This window comes from Nitrincola alkalisediminis (assembly GCF_009821115.1).
In the GTDB taxonomy this organism is placed as follows: Bacteria; Pseudomonadota; Gammaproteobacteria; order Pseudomonadales; family Balneatricaceae; genus Nitrincola; species Nitrincola alkalisediminis.
On record NZ_VYTY01000004.1, the window covers coordinates 256,917 to 278,239 of the forward strand.

At 47.9% G+C, this 21,323-nt stretch carries 21 protein-coding genes; 17 read left to right on the forward strand and 4 right to left on the reverse strand.

Annotation, left to right across the window (positions count from 1 at the left end; genetic code table 11):
- Positions 1-200: 200 nt before the first annotated feature.
- The 3 genes from F5971_RS08935 (at position 201) to F5971_RS08945 (ending at position 2,425) form a co-directional block, all read left to right on the forward strand.
- On the forward strand, positions 201-581 hold the full coding sequence (locus F5971_RS08935) for a hypothetical protein (RefSeq protein WP_193494759.1): 381 nt from the start codon (positions 201-203) through the stop codon (positions 579-581).
- Between the two features lie 2 nt (positions 582-583).
- Entirely contained in the window at positions 584-1,966 is a 1,383-nt protein-coding gene (locus F5971_RS08940) for a class II fumarate hydratase (protein WP_193494760.1), read from the forward strand.
- Positions 1,967-2,056: 90 nt separating this feature from the next.
- Positions 2,057-2,425: a glutaredoxin family protein gene (locus tag F5971_RS08945; RefSeq protein ID WP_193494761.1), complete on the forward strand. Its 369-nt coding sequence runs from the start codon at positions 2,057-2,059 to the stop codon at positions 2,423-2,425.
- On the opposite strand, the gene F5971_RS08950 is transcribed toward F5971_RS08945, so the two are convergent.
- Together F5971_RS08950 and F5971_RS08955 are read right to left on the reverse strand one after the other, a co-directional pair.
- Positions 2,405-2,782, reverse strand: coding sequence for a hypothetical protein (locus tag F5971_RS08950; protein WP_193494762.1), 378 nt, complete (start codon positions 2,780-2,782; stop codon positions 2,405-2,407). The two genes, F5971_RS08945 and F5971_RS08950, sit on opposite strands and share 21 nt — an antisense overlap.
- A gap of 145 nt (positions 2,783-2,927) precedes the next feature.
- Entirely contained in the window at positions 2,928-3,542 is a 615-nt protein-coding gene (locus tag F5971_RS08955; RefSeq protein WP_193494763.1) for a LysE family translocator, read from the reverse strand.
- Positions 3,543-3,684: 142 nt separating this feature from the next.
- Between F5971_RS08955 and F5971_RS08960 the strand changes: the two genes are divergently transcribed.
- The 13 genes from F5971_RS08960 (at position 3,685) to F5971_RS09020 (ending at position 17,336) form a co-directional block, all read left to right on the forward strand.
- Positions 3,685-5,457: a sensor domain-containing diguanylate cyclase gene (locus tag F5971_RS08960; protein ID WP_036513948.1), complete on the forward strand. Its 1,773-nt coding sequence runs from the start codon at positions 3,685-3,687 to the stop codon at positions 5,455-5,457.
- A gap of 51 nt (positions 5,458-5,508) precedes the next feature.
- Positions 5,509-6,150 carry an NUDIX domain-containing protein gene (locus tag F5971_RS08965; protein WP_036513947.1) on the forward strand — a complete coding sequence of 214 codons (642 nt, stop codon included), beginning with the start codon at positions 5,509-5,511 and terminating at the stop codon, positions 6,148-6,150.
- Positions 6,140-6,583, forward strand: a complete 444-nt coding sequence (locus F5971_RS08970; protein ID WP_036513946.1) for a DUF1249 domain-containing protein — start codon at positions 6,140-6,142, stop codon at positions 6,581-6,583. Before F5971_RS08965 ends, F5971_RS08970 begins: the two co-directional genes overlap by 11 nt.
- Before the next feature lie 46 nt (positions 6,584-6,629).
- Complete coding sequence (locus tag F5971_RS08975) at positions 6,630-7,268, forward strand: YqiA/YcfP family alpha/beta fold hydrolase (protein WP_036513945.1); 639 nt, start codon at positions 6,630-6,632, stop codon at positions 7,266-7,268.
- Positions 7,268-9,163: a DNA topoisomerase IV subunit B gene (gene parE / locus F5971_RS08980; RefSeq protein ID WP_036513944.1), complete on the forward strand. Its 1,896-nt coding sequence runs from the start codon at positions 7,268-7,270 to the stop codon at positions 9,161-9,163. The genes F5971_RS08975 and parE overlap by 1 nt, the downstream gene beginning before the upstream one ends.
- A gap of 74 nt (positions 9,164-9,237) precedes the next feature.
- Entirely contained in the window at positions 9,238-9,696 is a 459-nt protein-coding gene (locus F5971_RS08985; protein ID WP_036513942.1) for an LEA/WHy family protein, read from the forward strand.
- A 9-nt stretch (positions 9,697-9,705) separates the two neighbouring features.
- A complete protein-coding gene (locus tag F5971_RS08990; protein WP_223116298.1) occupies positions 9,706-11,610 on the forward strand; it encodes an ATP-binding protein in 1,905 nt (634 codons plus the stop codon).
- Positions 11,611-11,716: 106 nt separating this feature from the next.
- A complete protein-coding gene (locus F5971_RS08995; RefSeq protein WP_193494765.1) occupies positions 11,717-13,075 on the forward strand; it encodes a sigma-54-dependent transcriptional regulator in 1,359 nt (452 codons plus the stop codon).
- A gap of 229 nt (positions 13,076-13,304) precedes the next feature.
- A complete protein-coding gene (gene phnD / locus F5971_RS09000; RefSeq protein WP_036513938.1) occupies positions 13,305-14,318 on the forward strand; it encodes a phosphate/phosphite/phosphonate ABC transporter substrate-binding protein in 1,014 nt (337 codons plus the stop codon).
- An 82-nt stretch (positions 14,319-14,400) separates the two neighbouring features.
- Positions 14,401-15,156, forward strand: coding sequence for a phosphonate ABC transporter ATP-binding protein (phnC, locus tag F5971_RS09005; RefSeq protein ID WP_036513935.1), 756 nt, complete (start codon positions 14,401-14,403; stop codon positions 15,154-15,156).
- On the forward strand, positions 15,144-15,929 hold the full coding sequence (gene phnE / locus F5971_RS09010; RefSeq protein ID WP_193494766.1) for a phosphonate ABC transporter, permease protein PhnE: 786 nt from the start codon (positions 15,144-15,146) through the stop codon (positions 15,927-15,929). The genes phnC and phnE (F5971_RS09010) overlap by 13 nt, the downstream gene beginning before the upstream one ends.
- Positions 15,926-16,756, forward strand: coding sequence for a phosphonate ABC transporter, permease protein PhnE (phnE, locus tag F5971_RS09015; RefSeq protein ID WP_246187782.1), 831 nt, complete (start codon positions 15,926-15,928; stop codon positions 16,754-16,756). The genes phnE (F5971_RS09010) and phnE (F5971_RS09015) overlap by 4 nt, the downstream gene beginning before the upstream one ends.
- A gap of 13 nt (positions 16,757-16,769) precedes the next feature.
- A complete protein-coding gene (locus F5971_RS09020) occupies positions 16,770-17,336 on the forward strand; it encodes a histidine phosphatase family protein (protein WP_193494767.1) in 567 nt (188 codons plus the stop codon).
- A 65-nt stretch (positions 17,337-17,401) separates the two neighbouring features.
- On the opposite strand, the gene F5971_RS09025 is transcribed toward F5971_RS09020, so the two are convergent.
- Positions 17,402-19,588, reverse strand: a complete 2,187-nt coding sequence (locus tag F5971_RS09025) for an OsmC domain/YcaO domain-containing protein (RefSeq protein ID WP_193494768.1) — start codon at positions 19,586-19,588, stop codon at positions 17,402-17,404.
- A gap of 106 nt (positions 19,589-19,694) precedes the next feature.
- On the reverse strand, positions 19,695-20,657 hold the full coding sequence (locus F5971_RS09030; protein ID WP_036513931.1) for an integron integrase: 963 nt from the start codon (positions 20,655-20,657) through the stop codon (positions 19,695-19,697).
- A 382-nt stretch (positions 20,658-21,039) separates the two neighbouring features.
- Between F5971_RS09030 and F5971_RS09035 the strand changes: the two genes are divergently transcribed.
- The coding region (locus F5971_RS09035; RefSeq protein ID WP_193494769.1) for a transposase zinc-binding domain-containing protein at positions 21,040-21,323 on the forward strand (284 nt) is incomplete at its 3' end.

Genomic DNA, 21,323 nt, shown 5'->3' on the forward strand with positions numbered 1-21,323 from the left:
TTGTAGCCACTTCTTGTTTCAGCAGCTAATCGGCGCATTTTTATCCTAACCTATAATGAAGAGAAACCTATGAGTAATTATTGGTTCGAGTTTGTTTGTGTTGGTGTGGGGGCGCTCTGCACCACAATGCTAATCCTGCCGTCATCAGTCATGCACTAGTTGACCTTACGCCGTATTATCACTTCAAAATGAGATGAGTTATGTCCAGTTACACGCATACAGTTTCTTTAGAACAGTTACGGACCATGATCAGGCAAGCGCAGTGTCCAGATGATCCGCTGCTGATTTACCGCTGGTTTTCTTTAGAAAATGAAGCATTACCCGATCATCACAAAGAAAAGTTTGCCCACTATGAACAGCAATTTCGTTTATTGCTAGAAACCCTTGCCGATGAGGTGTTGCCTGCTCAGTGGCGTATCTTTTGTTTGGAAAATATCAATAGACCCCTGTTGGCGATGAAGCGTTTGCCACGATTTAAAGGGAGCTATCGCACCCTTAATCGCTTGCAATATGAATTGCACATTACGTTTGAGTACATCAGAGCAGGCTTGTATTTCAATGCACATATTGGGGAGGATTGAACATGACGCATCGTATTGAAAAAGACAGTATGGGAACCGTTAGTGTCCCTGAGCAGGCTTTGTACGGCGCTCAGACGCAGCGTGCAATTAACAACTTTGCGATTAGCGGTCAGCCTATGCCTACTGCATTTATTCGTGCGTTATTAATGACAAAGCGAGCAGCGGCCGTCGCCAATAAACGTCTGAAACTCCTATCCGAACCTATAGCCGATGCAATCGTGCAAGCCGTCGATGACCTAATGGACGATGCGCAATTGATGGCGCACTTCCCAGTGGATATCTACCAAACGGGTTCTGGGACAAGCAGTAATATGAATGCAAATGAGGTATTGGCCACTTTAGCCAGCCGTATTTTAAAAGATGACGTTAGCCCCAATGACCATGTTAATTTTGGACAAAGCAGTAATGACTGTATTCCAACCGCGATACATATCAGTGCCGCTGTCATGGTTGAAGATGCGTTGCTCCCGGCCTTGAGTCATTTATCTGAAGCTATTATGCGTAAAGCGGCATCGGTGGATCACTGTGTTAAAACAGGACGAACACATCTGATGGACGCCATGCCAATCCGTTTGAGCCAATCTTTGAGTGCTTGGTCTGCACAAATTCTTCAGAATATTAAGCATATACAATCGTTGCAGGTGAGCTTGCAGCATCTACCGCAAGGAGGGACCGCAGTTGGAACAGGGGTTAATGCACACCCGGACTTTGCCTCGGAGTTTTGTGCATCTTTAAGTGATCAAACCGGGATCACCTTTTTACCAGCAGACAATGTCTTTGCACTGATGAGTGCCCAAGACACGGCGGTGAGCCTGTCCGGACAGTTAAAAACGACCGCTGTGTCAATTATGAAAATTGCAAATGATTTACGTTGGATGAATTCAGGTCCCTTGTCGGGATTGGCCGAAATTGAACTGGAAGCTTTACAGCCAGGGTCTTCAATCATGCCTGGAAAGGTAAATCCGGTGATTCCAGAGGCGGCCACGATGGTGGCGGCACAGGTGATAGGTCATGATGCCAGTATTACGTTGGCGGGTCAGTCGGGCAATTTTGAATTGAATGTGATGCTGCCGTTAGTAGCCAGTAATCTATTGCAATCCATTGAGCTTTTGACAAATATTGCCTATGCCCTAGCCGACAAAGCGATTGCCACTTTTAAAGTCAACGAGGCAAATATCGTTGCGTCGTTATCGCGTAATCCCATTTTAGTCACTGCCTTGAATCCCGTCATCGGTTATCTGAAGGCGGCTGAAATAGCCAAGCGTGCGTACCAAGAACAGCGGCCTGTCTTAGAGGTTGCCCTTGAAATGACAGACTTGTCGGAGTCTGAACTGATGAGCCTGCTTGATCCAATTAAATTAACTAGTAATCGATTGAGTCCATAGGGGCTATTCGCCAGAGAGGCTAACGTTGCTTTGGGCAGTCTGGTAAAATGAGTACTTCATTAAGGTTCGAAATAAAAGGTTGTAGAACAAATGTTGGTATCGATGCTTAGAAAAGGTTTGGGAAATGTGATCGTCTTTTTAGATTGGATTTCGCGCCCCGCTAAAATGAAACGTACGCCAGAAGAGCAGGCGAAAGTAGATGCAGACGCTCAGCAACTGTCCTTGTATCAATTCCATGCTTGCCCATTTTGTGTCAAAACACGACGCACGCTTCATCGACTCAACGTATCCATTGCGTTAAAAGATGCTAAGGGAAATCCAGAGTATCGCCGTGAGCTAGAGCAAGAGGGTGGAAAAATCCAAGTGCCTTGTCTAAAGATTGAGGACAACGGCAAGACAACTTGGATGTATGAATCAAAGCAAATACATCAATACTTATCAGAGCGATTCGGCGCCTGAAGGCACAGCGCTGGGTAAGCTTGAAATAGAACCTTCATTGCCGACTAAGCTCTCTTGAAAACGATTGGCCTGCTCGTATAAAGACTCTAGCTGAACAAGATTGTTTTGCTCAGTATCGATCAGGCCTTGTTTTTTCGCTTCTAATTCAGCCATTTGCGCTTTTAACGCAGTTATGTCGGCAACAGATGCCGCAACTTGCTCCTGAATAAGTGCTTTTTCTGCGGCGCCTTCCTGCTTTTGTTGATACGTCAAATAGTAATCCGATACAGCATAAGCAATACCTAAGCTCGCGATGAGTAAGCCTGCTAGAGGGAAGATTAGTCGACGTTTAGGTGAAGAAGATAGATGGTCCGTCATAATAGTATCCGCATGTGCTATGGAGTTGGGTGGATGGTCGTTTAACCGCCTTATTTTAAGTAAAATGACCATAAATATCACCTATTCAAACCCTATTATCTGAAATTATTCCATCGCATGAAGACGGCGATGATTGATCGTGACGTTAGCTTTTCGTCGCCAAGTAGACCCCGGCCAAAATCATCAGAGAGCCTGCGCTTTGATTCAATGTACGCATGGCTTTGTGGGATCTAAAGGCTTTGCGAGCCGTTGAGACACCCGCTGAAATCAATAAAAGGCCCAGCATGAGAGCTGTTAGTGTCAGCACGGCAATCAAGACAATATCCGACTGAGTCATTTGGGTTAAATCAATAAACGTAGGTAAGAATGCAATATAAAACAAAATAACCTTAGGATTGGACGACGAAATCAAAAAGCCTTGAACAAAGCCTTTGACTGACCCAAGCGTAGTATCCTTAGGAATGTCCGCTAGATGAGTGGGCGCTGTCCACATTTTCCACCCTAGGTAGATCAGGTATATCGCCCCTACAATACGAATCACAGTAAACACCTCACTCCAGTGTTCGGCCAGGGTCGCTAATCCATAACATGCAAGCGTTAGATAAATGAGATCGCCCAGTGTCATTCCCGCCGCAAGGGGGATGCAGGCACTGAAACCAGAGCTCATCCCTCTTGAAATCAATGCAAAAATACCCGGACCGGGTGTGATGGCAAAGATAAAAATGGCGATAAAATAGGTAATTGCGCTCTCAATAGACATCGGGTGTTATCTCTTGATAATGGGTAGATTTACGTTTGACTCAAGTCTGGAATTGTACATTAGAAAATCGCTTTTAACTGCTTTATAGCGCCGTTTCTTATACACTTACACAAATAAAAAATGATAGGTATTACTCACGTCTATGCGATTGTCAAACCCTGCTAAAAACCTACCTAAGCTACATCTTTTGGGGACATTACTGGTTGTTTTTACATTAACCCTGATGCTCGGAGGCCTTTTTTTAGGTCAACGATTTGCTGATCAAATCAACTTTCTAAACAAGCTCGAAGACTCGGTCGCCCAGCAAATTCAGGATCAGCTGCAATCGGAAATGATCACGTTACGCAATTACTTAGATCATACCCGTGCTCAATCGGACGAGATTCTTCGTGCTCGCTTAATCGAACAAGTCGATCTTGCGTATGATCTGATGAATACGATTTATCAACAAGAGCGCAATATACGCAATACACAAGAAATCAAAAAAATGATTGTAGAATCTCTGCGAGAACTGAGGTTTTTTGATGGGCGTGGTTATTTTTTTGTTGATGATATGGAGGGGCGTTTTATCTTACTGCCGACAGCACCTGAGTTCGAAGGGCGTCTAATGCCGGATAACCAAGACGATACTGGGCACTTTATTATGCAGGGCTTAATTGAGGCCGCACGCAAGCCTAGAGGCGAGGGGTTTTCGCAATATCGTTGGTATCATCCAGAACATCCAAGCCAAATGTCAGATAAACTTGCCTATGTTCGGTATTTTGAGCCCTTCGATTGGTTAATTGGCACGGGTGATTACACCTACGAGTGGGACAAAAAACAACAGGAGGTTGCCAAGAATTGGATTCGGTCACATCGGTTTGGGCAGTCGGGATACATTACCTTATTTGATATTTCAGGGCAGTTGCTTGTGTCGCCGGGGAATGTTGAACTTGAGCAAACACCTCCTACTCAACGCTCACAGATTGAGCAAGCGTCGCTCAATCAAATGGTATTGACTGCAACCGATGGTGGTGGCTTTGTTGACTATTGGTTTGAAGAGCCATCCACTAAAGTGTTGAGAAAAAAACAAGCGTTAGTTGGGGTCTACGAAGACTGGGGGTGGATCTTGGCAACCACTATTTTTGAAGACGATTTTAACAGCTTACTCAGTCAAGAGCGGCAAGCCTTCTCAGTGGCGCAAGCGCGAAACTATCGTCAGTTGTTGATAGGGGGTAGTATTGCTCTGACTCTATCGGTTCTGGCATCCTTGGTGTTTTCGCGCTGGTCCCGACGCCTGTTCAGAAGCTATCACGAAACCAATCAAGCTCAGCAGCGTCAATTAGAGAAACAAGCAAAAGAGCTAAAGGAGAAAGAAAAGCAGCTTCGCGCCTTAGCTTTTTTCGACCCGCTGACCTCTTTACCGAATCGACGTTCCTTTATGAACACCTTGTCCAATCGCAATGATGGCCGTCAGTCAGGCGCTGGATATGCCAGTTTACTTTTTATCGATCTTGACAACTTCAAACCCTTAAACGACAGCTATGGTCACGACTATGGGGATTTGCTGTTACAACAGATAGCCGATCGATTGCAGGAAGGTGTCGATGGGAATTGTTTTGTTGCACGTTTAGGCGGGGATGAGTTTGTTGTGCTAGTCGACGATGCAGGTGAAGATGTACAGAAAGCCTATACTCGAACTGAAAATGTTATTTTGAGTCTACAAGGTGACCTTGCGGATCTGTATCAACTCAGAGATATTCAGTATCCAATTACCATTAGCATTGGTGCTACGGTGTTTTGTGCAGGGGAAAAGCCCGTCGATGCGCTTTTGAAAGAAGCCGATCTGGCCATGTATGCATCCAAAGCAAAAGGCCGCAATGGCTTTACATTTTTTGAGCCATCGCAAGTGCAAAGTAACAACGAAGAAATCTAAGGTTATTTAAATTGGCGTGTATAACGTCCAACCCCTAACGAGGTATTAACGATGACATGGTCACCTACATTTGACGCAAAGGATGTTGTGATTCAAGAAGATAAACGTGTGTTTGACGGCTTCTTTAAAATGCATCGTTTAACACTGAGTCATGCCTGTTTTGAGCGGGCACCTATGACCATTACACGTGAAATTTTTCGTCGCGGCAATGCGGTGGTTGTCTTGTTGTTTGATCCTATCCGTGAGAGTCTGGTGTTGATCGAGCAGTTCAGAGCAGGTGCGGTTGATGCACCCGGAGGTCCTTGGTTGTTGGAATTGGTTGCGGGTATGGTCGAGCCAGGTGAGTCGATTCAAGAGGTTGCCGAACGTGAGACACAAGAGGAAGCCGGCATCACCGTCAAGCACTTAGCGCCCATTCTTGGCTATTTACCCAGCCCTGGCGGTATGGATGAGTGGATTGATTTATGGTATGGCTTCGTTGATGCGTCATTGGCCTCTGGAATACACGGCTTGGATTCCGAGCACGAAGACATTCGAGTGCTAAGCTTACCTGCACAAGAGGTGTTCGACTTGCTTGATCAAGGACGTTTGAATAACGGTGCAATCATTATTGGCGTACAATGGTTAAGAATACACTATGATCGAATTGTACAAGAGGGTGTTGAAGTGATGCGGAAGAGCAATGAAACGTAAGTATGTTCCTGACCTGACACGTCAAATGGCTGTTTGCCAAGCGAATTATGCACGCCTGCAAAAACTGCTGCCTAAAGCGGGCGAACACCCTGTCCGCGAGTTTCGGGTGGTTTGGCATCAGAAACACGTCTTGGTCCGTTTGCACATAGACGAAGAGTTTCGCTATACCAGCTCGGTGGTGATGACCCATATTCATGAGCCTTATTCCCCTTGGCTTGAGTCCCCACAATTGGTGATACGCTTGTACCACGACGCCTTAATGGCTGAGGTCATTTGTGCGCGCCGACGCAAGCAGCTCAGTGGGGTTTATGGTTACCCCAATCGCAACATGCATCAGCCCGATGAAAAGATTCAACTCAATCTTTTTTTAGGTGAATGGCTGAACCAGTGTTTAAACCATGGTCATCAGCTTGAAGTCGCACTTCCCGAATGAGCCCCATGCCGTTGCTATAACACCGTATAACTTCATGAGAAAATGAATGGCTAATTTACCGCTAATTATTTATGTTCATGGATTTAACAGCTCTCCTGCCTCATGGAAAGCCCAACGTTTGGTTGCGTATATGCAAGCAATCGGTCGAGAGCAGGATGTACTTGTTCCGCCGCTGTCAGCATCCCCCGCGGAGGCGATGGAACAATTACAAGAAATTGTCCAAGCACACAGAGAGCGTTTTATTACTCTGGTCGGCAGCTCGTTGGGTGGGTATTACAGCACGTGGCTAACCGAGCATTACTTGAATGTGCGCAGCGTGTTGGTTAATCCAGCGGTCTACCCCTATCGGCTGCTTGAAAACTGGTTAGGTGAAAACGAAAACATCTATACCCACGAGCGTTACCAATTAACGCATGAACATTTAGCGCAGTTGCATGCGTTGGATGTACCGGAAATCTTTGATCCATCCCGCTATGTGTTGTTAACGCAAACCGGAGATGAAACCTTGGATTACCGTGAAGCCGTTGAAAAATTTGCGGGTTCCACTCAGTATATTCAAGAGGGCGGGAGTCATGGATTTGATGCCTTTGATGAGTGGATACCCATGATACTTGCCTTTTCCGAAGGCAAAGCCATCGAGCCTCCAGCAACTACTTTGACCGTTTTAGCACAACAGGAAGCCTAATGACAAAGCAATACAATGCCGACGCTATTGAAGTTCTCAGTGGCTTAGACCCCGTAAAACGCCGTCCAGGTATGTACACCGAAACGGACCGCCCCAATCATTTGGCACAAGAAGTCATAGATAACTCGGTCGATGAAGCACTGGCTGGCCATGCAAAACAAATTGAAGTGACCTTACATGAAGACGGCTCGCTGTCTGTTTCAGACGATGGCCGTGGCATGCCCGTCGATATCCACCCAGAAGAGGGCGTCAGTGGTGTCGAGTTGATTTTGACGCGTCTGCATGCAGGCGGCAAATTTAACAATGACAACTACACCTTTTCCGGCGGTCTGCATGGTGTTGGGGTGTCGGTCGTAAATGCCCTGTCTAAACTCCTGCACGTTGAAATTCGTCGTGACGGCCAAGTCCATAAAATTGTTTTTGCCGACGGAGAAAAAGTATCCGATCTTGAAGTGATAGGGCAATGTGGCAAGCGCAACACCGGAACAACGGTTCGATTCACGCCCGATCCCAAGTATTTTGACACGCCAAAATTCAGTGTCTCTCGTTTAAAGCACAATTTGCGGGCAAAAGCGGTGCTATGCCCAGGTCTCAAGGTGATTTTTAAAGACCTGAGCGGCGCTAAGCAAGATCAAGAAGAGTGGTACTACGAAGATGGCTTGGTGGCCTATTTAAAAGGGGCAACCCAGGTATACGACACCCTGCCAGAAGAGCCCTTTGTTGGCAGTTTGGTGGGGCAGGAAGATGCCGTCGAGTGGGCTGTGCAGTGGTTGGTAGAGGGGGGAGAGATCATGGCCGAAAGCTATGTTAACCTCATCCCCACGGCACAAGGCGGAACCCATGTGAATGGGCTGCGCACCGGGCTTTTGGAAGCCATGCGTGAGTTTTGTGAAATCCGTAACCTGCTGCCCCGTGGTGTCAAACTCACGCCGGAAGATATTTGGGATAAATGCTGTTATATCCTGTCGGCCAAAATGCGTGACGCTCAATTTTCGGGTCAAACCAAAGAGCGCTTATCGTCACGCGGCATCGCAGCCTTCATTTCAGGTGCCGTGAAAGATGCCTTCTCACTCTGGCTCAACCGTCATGTCGAAGAAGGTGAAAAAATCGCCGAATTGGTGATTACGAACGCGCAAAAGCGCATGCGCAACAACAAGAAAGTGGTTCGTAAAAAAGTCACGCAAGGTCCAGCCTTACCCGGTAAATTGGCCGACTGTTCCGGTGCCGATGCCGCTCAATCCGAACTGTTTTTAGTTGAGGGTGATTCGGCAGGTGGCTCGGCAAAACAAGCCCGAAACCGAGAGTTTCAGGCCATCATGCCCCTGCGCGGTAAGATTCTGAACACCTGGGAAGTGGACTCATCTGAAATACTCGGTTCGCAGGAAATTCACGATATTTCTGTCGCCATTGGCGTTGATCCAGGCTCAGATAATCTTGAAGGACTGCGATACAACAAAATCTGCATTCTGGCAGATGCCGACTCCGATGGCTTGCACATCGCAACGCTGTTGTGCGCTTTGTTTGTGCAGCACTTTAAACCCCTTGTGGCCGCAGGGCATGTCTACGTGGCCATGCCGCCGTTGTATCGCATCGATGTTGCAAAAGAGGTGTTTTATGCTCTTGATGATGATGAGCGAGACGCCATCATTGATCGCATCCGTGCTGAACGTAAAAATGCGAAAGTGGGCGTGCAGCGCTTTAAGGGATTGGGGGAAATGAACCCTTTACAGCTACGCGAAACCACCATGTCACCGGATACCCGTCGACTGGTGCAACTGACGATTGATGATGGTGATGACACCCATGAACTGATGGATATGTTGTTGGCGAAGAAGCGTGCATCTGATCGTAAACAATGGCTTGAAGATAAAGGGAATTTAGCGGAAGTGGTGTAGGGTCTCCACCGAGTTCAGCTAAGGCTCAGCTGAACTCAGGTTTAATCCAGCCTAATTACCCAAAGGAGACAGAGATGAACTCAACAAGACGCGCTGTATTACTGTCGATTCTTGCCTTGCCTGTGATGGGGTGTGCATCCTTAAAAGGGGCCTACGAAAAGCCGCATGTCAAGGTAACGTCTTTCACGATGGTGCCGAATCAACAAGGGATTGCCCCCAAGTTTGCCATAGGTCTAGAGGTGGTGAATCCGAACCGAGTGGGATTGAACCTGCGTGGGATGAGCTACAGTGTAGAGGTTGAGAATTATCGAATTCTAAGCGGTGCTGCACCGGATTTACCCTCTGTGCCTGCGTATGGCAGTGCCAACTTTGTCATAGAGGCCAGCCCCGATTTATTGGGCAGTGCGCGTTTGATCAGCGATGTTTTATCCTCGCAACGCAATCAGTACAACTACACCTTCAAAGCGCGCATTGATGCAGGATCCTTGATTCCCTTCATCAATGTTGAAGAATCCGGGCGTTTTAATTTTTAAATCTGGCCGATGATGCAGTTTCAGCAGTGGATTCCTAAAAGTGTCAGCACGCGCTTGATGCTGGCCTTTGCAACCGTTGCCTTGATGACCTTGTTGGCCGCGGGGTTTGCCTCCCACAGCAATGGGCTTTTGCAACAGCGCTTAGAGCAGATTCGGGCGGATAGCATTGAAGTGCTCTATGCTTCCGCACGTTTGAATGAGCTCAGCCAACAACTCACAGCGCTGGTCCCGCGTTTAATCAGTGCCGACTCAAACTATGTGCGGCAGCGCACTAGGGAGCAGCTAAACCGCGTCTTAGCTGAAATGCAGACGTGGGTGATTCATCTGCCCGACTACAACCGTTATTTCATCGAAATCAGTGACCAGATTCGTTACAGCATTGGCCTGATTCATCAAACCGTTGAAGAGCGCCATCGCCATGCTCAGTCGTCGGATCAGCAACGTTTGCGCCTCTACCCACTCTACGTCGAGGTGAATCAAGCCTTGGATCAACGCCCCTTATCAGCCTATTCAGAGGCATTTTTGTCCACACGCTTAAGCCTAAGTTATTTGTTTGCGCTGGCTGAAAAAGTACACACGGACAGTACATTTAAGGAGTTGGATTACACCTTCTTACGCTTGGAAGCCTTAGTGGCAGAGATACAAGCCTTGCAGCACAAGGATGACGATCTAATACGCGCATTTGACAATGCCCCTATCGATGCGTTGTTCTTACTGGTTTCCCGTGAGGGACCGCTCTTTACCGAAAAAAACCGTGAACTCGACCTGCGCTATCAAGAAGAATTCTTGGTGAACAATAGCCAGCGCCATATACAGCAGCTGGCGGCTCAAATCTCACAGTACACCGAGCGAGTAAACCAGCGTGTTGATGATGAAATTGCAGAGGCGGGCCTGTCGGTCTCCAAAGCGAGGGATGCAACTCTGATGCTGTCCATCATGAGTTTGCTGCTCGCAGCGAGCGTGTCTTGGTTCTACGTGAGGCGGAACATACTGGGCCGTTTGGTGAGGTTGCAATCCAATATGCACTCCATCGCCAGCGGTACTTTGAGCATCAATGTCATTCAAGAAGGGCAGGATGAAATCTCTGAAATGGCCAAAGATCTCAAAACCTTTCAAGAAGCGGCGGTTCAGACAGAAGCGATGCATCGCCAATTGGCCGCGGAAACGCAAGAGCGATTAGACACCGAAAAGCGTTTACGACTGGCACAGCAAGACTTGATTCAAGCAGGTAAACTGGCCGCGCTGGGGCAGTTAAGCGTGGCGATTACACACGAAATTAACCAACCCCTTGCGGTGATGCGCAACCAACTGCACAGTGTTGGCCTGTGTCTGGACAAGGGCTTAATGGATCAAGCCAAATCCGGGGTAGAGAGGCTCACCCAACAGTTGGAAAAAACGGCCGGGATTACGCACCACTTACGTGGCTTTGCCCGAAAAACCGATCAAAAACCCTATCCCATCCTCTTGGCGCCCGTCATTGATGCAGCGGTTGAATTGCTTAAGTCAAAATCCAGCCATTGCCAGCCTGAGTTGACAGGCGATGCCGATGTTTGGGTGATGGCTGAGCCGATTCGACTTGAGCAAGTGATGGTTAACCTGATTATGAATGCACTGGATGCGGTTCAACAGAGCCAAAATCCGTCTGTGCGCGTCTCTTGGAGCGTCTGTACGAACGCCGAGTGGGTCGAAATCCTTGTTGAAGACAACGGACCGGGTATAGAATCGGACTGCAAGGAGCATATATTCGACCCTTACTTTACCACCAAGTCACCCGGCAAGGGGTTAGGTCTTGGGTTATCGATTAGTTACAACATCTTACAGGACTTTGATGGGCGCATTTCCTTGATGGACACGACATCCGGTGCCTGTTTTCAAATCATGATTCCGATGGCATCCGACACGACACCTGTTTAACTCATGGCAAATGTTTGGCAAGATGGTGTAATTAGCTAAATCCCCGTTGTTATGACGAATAGCCAGCCCTTATTAATGCGTTACCCAAAACGATAAGAATCCGCCTATGTCCCAATTACCGATAGTTTGTATTGTTGACGACGATCCTTCTGTTCTCGACAGTTTTGCCGAAATGCTGACCCTTGAAGGCTTTGAACCTCGATGCTTTAGTGGGCCCTCGCTGCTGCTGACCTTTTTGCAACAAAATCCCAATGCCGTTGTACTGAGCGATGTGTGCATGCCGGACGTGGATGGCATGCAGCTGCTTGCACACCTGCAAAACCTTGATGCGGAGTTACCGGTTGTTTTAATGAGTGGCCATGGCGATATTCCGATGGCAACGCAAGCCATGCGTGAAGGGGCCGTTGATTTTTTGGAGAAACCCGTCTCGCCCTCGCTTTTGGTTGAACGCTTACGCCAAGCGCAACGTCAGCGCAAATGGGTGCTTGCGCGTCGTGAGCAGCAGTTGTGCCAAGACGACAAAGCCATTGTCGAGCGCCATGTTGTGGGCGAGTCCCCCGGCATTAAACAACTTCACGAGCAAATTTTGGTGCTGGCCAATGCCGATGTAGACACCCTGATCTACGGTGAAACGGGCAGCGGTAAGGACGTCGTCGCTCGCGCACTGCACGATGCGAGTCAGCGTCGTCACCATCCGTTTATCGCGATCAACTGCGGTGCCATGCCCGAAAACCTTATCGAAAGCGAACTCTTTGGTTACGAAGCTGGCGCTTTTACTGGGGCGAAACAGCGTCAAATGGGGAAAATAGAGGCCGCCTCAGGAGGCACACTGTTCCTAGATGAAATTGAAACCATGCCGTTGACAGCGCAAATTCGGCTGTTGCGCGTGTTACAGGAGCGCAGCCTGGAGCGTCTTGGCAGCACACAATCCATTCAGGTGAACATTCGCGTGATCGCCGCAAGCAAAGACGATTTACAGCGAATCAGTGAAAAAGGACTGTTTCGTCTCGATTTATACTACCGCTTAAACGTTGCGAGCTTGAGGCTTCCGCCCTTGAGAGAGCGCGGTGATGATATCCTGATGCTGTTTCAGCATTACTGCCAACTGGCCGCCGAACGCTTTCAAAAAGCCTGCCCACCGATACGCGCCCATCATCAAGAAAAACTTCTGCACTATGCCTGGCCAGGCAATGTCAGAGAGTTGCGCAACACGGCAGATCGTTTTGTGCTGGGCATCGAAGGCGATGGCTTTTCTTTGAACGATACGTCGCAGGCTATCCGTGCTCCTGCGCTCGATGAGTTTGATCAGAAGCTTGAAGACTATGAGCGCAAGCTGATTGAAGACTCCTTAGCCGCCGCTGCGGGTCAAATAGGCAAAGCCGCCGAGCAGTTAAAAATGTCTCGTAAAACCCTGTATCGCAAAATGAAAAAATTCCAGTTGGACAAGCAAACGTTTAGAGCCTGATGGGACATTGGTGACCTATCGCCTGAAAAATCACCCGTTTGAATGGGGCAGATGTGTCCCATTTTTTGGGCAGGTGAATAGACTTTTTTCTTGATTCTATTCTAACGATATGAAAAATAATGACTATTTTGTGTTGGTATCGCTTTTGCTCTGTATTTGCGTACCCGCACTGCATTTTCCCAATACAGTTGGCGGCTAACAATACAATAATAATTCGGAGATTCTTCACATGAGTTTACTCACCCTTGGTCGTCTCGGTATTACCACGTCACTGATCGTTGCTTTATCCACCTCTGCAGCATTTGCAGCCGATTGTGGGCATCGCGGTGCATTGGATGATCGCTTCTGCGATGAGAACATGGACATGGTGGCCGACACCCCCAAAGACTCCAGCCGTTGGCGCAACCCCAGTACATTGGTGTTCACCTATACCCCGGTGGAAGACCCCGCTGTGTACCAAGATGCATTTGCTGATTTCCAACGCCACCTATCTGAAGCCACTGGCAAACGAGTGGTCTACTACAACGTTCACTCCAACTCGGCACAAGTCGAAGCCATGCGCTCAGGGCGCTTGCATATCGCAGGCTTCTCAACAGGGCCAACAGGCTATGCTGTGAACCTTGCAGGCTATGTACCGATTGCAGTAAAAGGCTATGAAAATGAATTCCAAGGCTACAATCTGATCACCATCGTGCGTGCCGACAGTGATATTCAAACGATGGAAGACCTCAAAGGCCGTACAGTGGCTCATACCGCCGTATCGTCCAACTCAGGTAACCTAGCCCCTAGAGCCTTGTTTCCGGCCTTAGGTGTTGTACCGGATGAAGATTATAAAGTGGCCTATTCTGGCAAGCATGACCAATCCGTAATGGGCGTGTTGACCGGTGACTACGATGCAGCCCCCGTTGCTTCCGATGTGTACGATCGCATGGTTGAAGCAGGCCGTGTGAAGGCAGAGGACTTTAGAGTTATTTACCGCAGTGCACGTTTTCCCACCTCCGCATTTGGCTATGCACATGACTTGCATCCCGAGTTAGTGGAAAAAATCAAAGACGCCTTCGACTCTTACCGCTTTCCGCCCGAAATGCAGGCAAACTTTGACGGCGCAGATCGCTTTTTCCCAATTACCTACAAAGACGACTGGGAAGTTGTTCGTGATATAGCACACGCCACCGGTACCGCGTACACAGAGCGCGGTTTGCAACAATTGGCTGAGCGTGAAGCTGCCGCCGCGAAAAAATAACCGTCCACTTTTTTATCCTCTTTGAACTCAGGCCATCTTATTTCGATGGTCTTGGGTTCGCTATGCCTATAAGGATACTGCTATGAGCCGTCTTGAAATACGTGAGCTTAATCATGCCTATGTGTCGAATAAACCCATCTTAAAAAACATTAATATAGAAATTGATGAGCCGGGCGTTATTGCGATTATTGGACCGTCTGGAACCGGAAAAAGCACCCTTTTGAGATGCATTAACCGACTGATTCAACCAACCGATGGCAGCATTTTGTTCAAGGACAAAGATGTTGCGAAGATCAAAGGCAAATCACTCAGAGAAGTACGCCGCCAAATAGGCATGGTGTTTCAGGAATACAATTTAGTTGAACGTCTCTCTGTGTTGGAAAATGTCTTAACGGGGCGTTTGGGCTATATGTCAGCATGGAGTGCTTGGCGGCGCAACTTCAGCGATAAAGACATTAAGCGCGCCTTCGAATTATTGGCATTTGTAGGGCTCAGTGACTTTGCGATGCAACGCGCCGACAGCCTGTCGGGTGGCCAGCGCCAGCGTGTCGGCATTGCGCGTGCCCTTATGCAAGAACCCGTGATTCTGCTGGCAGATGAGCCAACCTCATCCTTGGACCCCAAAACATCGGTAGAGATTATGGAGCTGTTGAGACAGCTGGCACAGGATAAAGGCATTCCCACCCTCGTCAACATTCACGATGTCAACCTTGCCAAGCGTTACGCCCAACGTATGATCGGCATGAGTGGTGGCCAAGTGGTGTATGACGGCAAGCCAGATGGCATTACCGATACGCATCTAAAATCCATTTATGGGGGTGAGTCATGGCTACAATAGTTGACCGTCAAAACCCTTTTAAAACTTCGCTGTCCACCAAGTTCTTATGGCTGGGGCTGTTCGTTTACCTAGCCTATGCCTTCACAACCTTGGATATTGGCTGGGATCGTTTTGTCCTGGGCCTTGACCAAGGAGGGCGCTTACTTGATCGACTGTTTCCACCCAACTTTACTCGTTGGGAATTGTTGTTACATGACTTAATTGAAAGTCTTCAAATCGCCATTATCGCCAGTGTGGCGGGTATTTTTATTTCCTTATTCGTTGGGCTCATGGCCGCTCGCAATATGATGCCAAACGTGATTAGTATCCCCGTGCGTGTGTTTATTGCGCTGTGCCGTACTTTTCACCCGGTGATTATTGCCATTTTGTTTGTGAAGGCGGTGGGCTTTGGAGCCCTTGCCGGGATTTTAACCCTGACCGTGGCTTCCATTGGCTTTGTCGCCAAACTCTTTGCCGAAGCCATTGAAGAAATCTCCTTCAAACAAGTCGAAGCGATCCGGGCCACGGGGGCAGGCTTTATCAGCACCATTGTGTTTGGGGTGATTCCTCAAGTGTTTTCGCGATTTATTGGCTTTTCCATCTATCAATTAGACTCCAACTTGCGCAACTCCACCATGGTGGGGATCGTTGGCGCCGGTGGTCTAGGGGGAACACTCTTCTCGGCCTTCCAGCGTTTCGATTATGACTTTGTGACAGCCATCTTGTTGGCCATTATTGCCCTGATCTTAGTGGGCGAAGCCTTATCCAATCTTGTACGGAGGATCTTCCAATGAAAGCAGATGCCGTAATGACGCCTGTTTCCCATGCAACGGAGTCCCCAAAATGGCAGCGTTTTACGCTCGGACAACGATCCGCACGCTATATGGTGTATCTGATCATCGTCATGTCCTTTTTTGCCTCTTTGCGCACGGTCGAAATCATCCCTGAGTTTTTGCTGGATGCACCCGAGCAATTGGCTGACATGTTCAGACGCATGTGGCCGATGGATTTTGCCGCCTATCCAACCACCATTCACGGTGCCATGCTCGACACTCTGCATATTGCCACACTGGGCACTTTGCTCAGTTTGATTCTGGCCGTGCCTCTGGCCTTAATGAATGCCAACAACATTGTGAAGTCTTCATTGGTGAACTGGATTGCCAAGTTCTTCTTGGTTGCATCACGTTCGGTCAACTCCTTGATCTGGGCATTATTGTTTGTCGCGATCTTTGGACCGGGTGTCTTGGCGGGTGTACTGGCGGTTGCGCTGCGCTCGGTCGGCTTTGTCGGCAAGCTGTTTTCAGAAGCCTTGGAAGAGGTCAATATGGGCAGTGTTGAAGCCATTCGCGCAACGGGTGCCTCCTTTACCTCGGTGTTGATCAAAGCCTACTGGCCACAAGCCAAACCCGCTTTTTTTAGTATCTTGTTGTTCCGTTGGGACATTAATGTGCGAGAATCTGCCGTATTAGGACTGGTGGGAGCCGGGGGAATTGGTGTTGTATTGAATGACGCAATGAACCTGTTTCAATGGCCGAAAGTGGCCATGGTGCTAACCACAATCTTCGCTGTGGTGCTCCTGATAGAGTTTATTGTTGTCCAAGTTCGTAAACGTTTAATGTAACGAGAGCCAGAGCATGCCTCCATTAAAAAACACCTACTTACTGATGCGCCATGGTCATAGTTTGGCGAATGAAGCGGGTTGCATTATTAGCCATCCAGATAATGGCATTCATGCGTATGGTCTATCGAATGTGGGGCGTGCGCAACTGCAACAGACGCTTAAGGATTGGCTCTATCCAATCCCAGATCGCCTGCTTCATTCTGACTTTTTAAGAACAACAGAGAGCGCCCAGTGTTTAGCACAGCATTTCAACTGCCCAATCGAGGTGAACACCTTATTGCGTGAGCGTTGTTTTGGGGTGTATGAACAACAAAGCGATCAGTTTTATGAGAGCGTCTGGGCCAAAGACTCCGCCGGGCTTGATGTCACAGCCGAGGGGGTCGAAAGCCTAGAGCGTGTGGCCCAGCGAATGCACTCGGTGATTGAACACTGCGAAGCCACCTATGCGGATCAAACACTGGTGCTTGTGAGCCATGGTGATCCCTTGCAGATTCTCTTAACGCACCTGGACGGGCGCGCATTAAGCGAACACCGCAAGCGACCATCCATCGCTCCGGCTGAAATCACGCTGATTCAGTAGGGGCGTGTTCATGAACAGCCTGCCGCCCGTCTTGTCAGAGGTGGGCCGCAGGCTGTTGATTCTTTTTAGACGGCGGCTTTTGCTGCTCGCGCGGCATGTAGCTTTTTATAACTCTCGATTAAGCGCAAATGCTTGTCGAGTCCCTCTAATTGGCTGTTCGTGGGCGTGAGACCATAAAAGCGCACCTCCCCAGTCACCGAACCCACCACAGCATCCATGGTCTCTTGACCAAACATGCGCACGAGGTTGGGTAAAAAGTCCTCCAATGCCAACTCATCGTCTAAGGTGATTTCCAACACGGCATTGATTGCGCGATAAAACAAGCCGCGCGCCACAGTATTGGTGTTGTACTGCAAGAACTGCTCAACGCGCTCCAAGGCCTCTTCATGCTGACCCAAGGCCAGATGAATTAAGAGCTTTAACTCCAGAATCGTAAGCTGTCCCCACTCGGTGTTTTCATCAAACTCGATGCCGATCAGGGTGATGATGTCCATATAATCATCGAGCTGGCTCTCCTCCAAACGCTCGAACAAGGCGGCCAACTGCGCATCGGATAAACGATGCAAATTGAGAATGTCATCCCGATAATCCAGCGCCTTATTGGTGTTGTCCCAAATCAAATCCTCAATCGGGTACACTTCAGAATAGCCCGGCACGAGAATGCGACACACAGGTGCGCCGAGGTCTTCATGAATGGCCATATAGACCTCTTTTCCGAGGTCCTCCAAGATGGCAAACAGACGTTGCGCTTCTTCTTGATTGGTGCCAGAAAAGTCCCATTCGCAGAAATCGTAATCGGCTTTGTTACTAAAGAAACGCCACGAAATCACGCCAGACGAATCGATAAAATGCTCGACGAAGTTATTGGGTTCGGACACAGCTAAGCCACTGAAAGTTGGCGGCTGGAAATCGTTCATCCCCTCAAAGCTACGACCCTGCAACAACTCGGTTAAACTGCGCTCCAAGGCAATTTCCATGCTGGGGTGTGCGCCAAACGAGGCAAAGACACCGCCATTGCGCGGGTTCATCAGGGTTACACAGGCCACAGGGAACTGACCGCCTAACGACGCGTCCTTCACCAGCACAGGATAGCCCTGTTCTTCCAAGGCTTTGATGCCTTCCAACAAGCTGGGGTACTTGTTGAGCACTTCGGCAGGGACATCGGGCAGCGCCAGTTCGTTTTCGATAATCTCTTTTTTAACCGCACGCTCAAAAATTTCAGACAGACACTGCACCTGCGCTTCATACAGCGTATTGCCTGCGCTCATGCCGTTGCTGAGGTAGAGGTTTTCAATCAAATTCGATGGGAAATACACCACCTCACCGTCAGACTGACGCACAAAGGGCAGGGCGCAAATGCCTCTGGCTTCGTTGCCTGAATTGGTGTCAATCAGATTGGAACCGCCCAGCTCCCCATCTGGGTTGTATATCTCTAGGCAGTAATCATCCAGGATGCCCTTTGGCAAACTGTCATCTGCGCCGGGTTTAAACCAACGCTCATTGGGGTAGTGCACAAACGCACTGTTGGCGATGTCTTCACCAAAATACTGATCGTTGTAAAAGAAATTGCAGCTCAAACGCTCAATAAACTCACCCAATGCAGAGCAAAGCGCACTTTCTTTTGTCGAGCCCTTGCCATTGGTAAAGCACATGGGCGAGGCTGCATCTCGAATATGCAAAGACCAAACATGCGGCACCAAGTTACGCCATGATGCGATTTCGATCTTCATGCCCAAGTCCGCCAACATCTGCGTCATATTGGCAATGGTCTGCTCCAGCGGTAAATCCTTACCGGGAATAAACGTACTCGACTCGCCCTCTGGCTTCACCATCAACAGAGCTTGCGCATCTTCATCAAGATTCTCGACCGTTTCAATTTGAAACTCAGGCCCCGTTTGCACCACTTTTTTAACCGTACAACGCTCGATGGAGCGCAAAATACCGTCACGGTCTTTTTCAGAAATACTCTCGGGCAACTCCACCTGAATTTTGAAAATCTGGTTATAGCGATTCTCAGGATCGACAATGTTGTTTTGCGACAGGCGAATATTATCGGTCGGAATGTCACGCGCCAGGCAATACACCCGCACAAAGTAGGCCGCACACAAGGCAGAAGAAGCGAGAAAATAGTCAAAAGGACTCGGTGCAGAGCCATCCCCCTTGTAACGTATGGGCTGGTCAGTGATGACGGTGAAATCATCAAACTTGGCTTCAAGTCGAAGATTGTCGAGAAAGTTAACTTTGATTTCCATGCAGAGGGTACCGAGCTAAAGATTGATCAAACAGAGGCGATAACCCGCTATTATCCAGATTTTGAGGGGCTGAGTCTTGGTTAGTGGTGAGAAAATGGGGAAAGAGTTATAGGATTTTGTCTAGGGGGCTGGTTGTGCCAGCAAAGTGCTGGCCGATGACATGAGTGTATATTTGCGTTGTCGATACATCGCTATGGCCCAATAGCTCTTGTATCGTTCGTATATCGCGTCCAGCCATTAGAAGGTGAGTTGCAAATGAATGACGAAAGGTGTGGCAGTTCACTTTTTTGTTTATTGTACCCAGTTGATTAACAGCTTTTTTTAATGATTTTCGTGGTACAGATTCATGTAAGTGATGTCGGCATAGATGATTTGAAATTGGATGTGGACTTAGAGTCGAGGATGGGAATAAGTACATCCATCCTTTTTGTCGAAAGGCGTTTGGATATTTCTTTGATAATGCGTAGGGTAAGTAAGGGCCATAGCCACGTGAATTGTCTTCAGTTTGAAGCTTGATCGCTATGTCTGTTTGTACATCTAGTGCGTTCTCAAGCCTTTGGCTTAAAATAGTGACTCTGTCCTTGTTTCCTTTGCTACATCGAATGAGCAAGCTGCCATTGGACAAGTTAAGATCCTGTATTCGTATTCTTAAGCATTCGCTAATTCTTAAACCGCTTCCATAGAGGAGTGAAAAAATCAGCTTATCTCTATCATTCATCTGGTCAATCAATAGTTTGATTTCAACCTCTGAGATGACCGTTGGTAATCTACGCCCTTGCTTAGCATGTTGGAATCCAAGGTCACCTAGCTGCCTGTTTAATACTTTATGGTATAAAAAAACGAGAGCATTCAGTGCCGATTTTTGAGTGTTGACCGCAACATGACGCTCTGTAGCAAGATAAGATAAGAAGTTTCTAACCTCAGTAGCACCCATTTCGGTTGGATGTTTTAAGGCATTGTAACGTATGAAAAACCGAATCCAGTATAAGTAAGACTTCTCTGTTGTGTAGCTATAACCTCTGAGCCTAATCTCACGTCGTATTGAGTTTATAAAGGGGCTTGAAGACATGATTCACTTCCTGTGTGATGATATTTACTGTATAAATATACAGTATATTTTTGGGATTTCAATAGATTGGCACGAATAGTCGGCAAATATGTCATTTAGTCGCTCGGTTTTCACTGGTTTTTTCAAAAAATCTATATTAGGATCAATGTATTATTAATTTTCCGACCAGAATAACGTGCCTGAGTGATTTGACGAACCGTGCGAGCTCGTTTTGATGGGTCTGTACTTGAAACGTTTTTAAAAAAGTTATTTTAAAACAGTTAAATAGATGCGTTTTTTTGAAATGGTAGGTTCGACAAAGCGAGTTGGCGTGTTATTAAAATGTTGGACATAACCGCTACGCGGTAGAGTAGTAAATTCAAAGGATTATAGGCATAGGGACATGCCAAATAGACTCTTACAAAGTGTGTTTCGAGCGTATCGCTCGGAACTAGATCAGCAGCGACAGCCGCTGAAAAATCGAAAAGCGATAGATGCTATCACTGCTTGCCGTTCTCCGGAAATGGGTGTGAGTACATATCGTTGCGCTCAAGGGCACGATACTTGGGAGCATTATCATTCGTGTCGTCATCGCAGTTGTTATTTATGTGCTGAGCACCGAAGGGTTGAGTGGATAGAGAAGCAAAAAAAGCGCTTACTGGCCGTTCCACATTTCCATTGTATTTT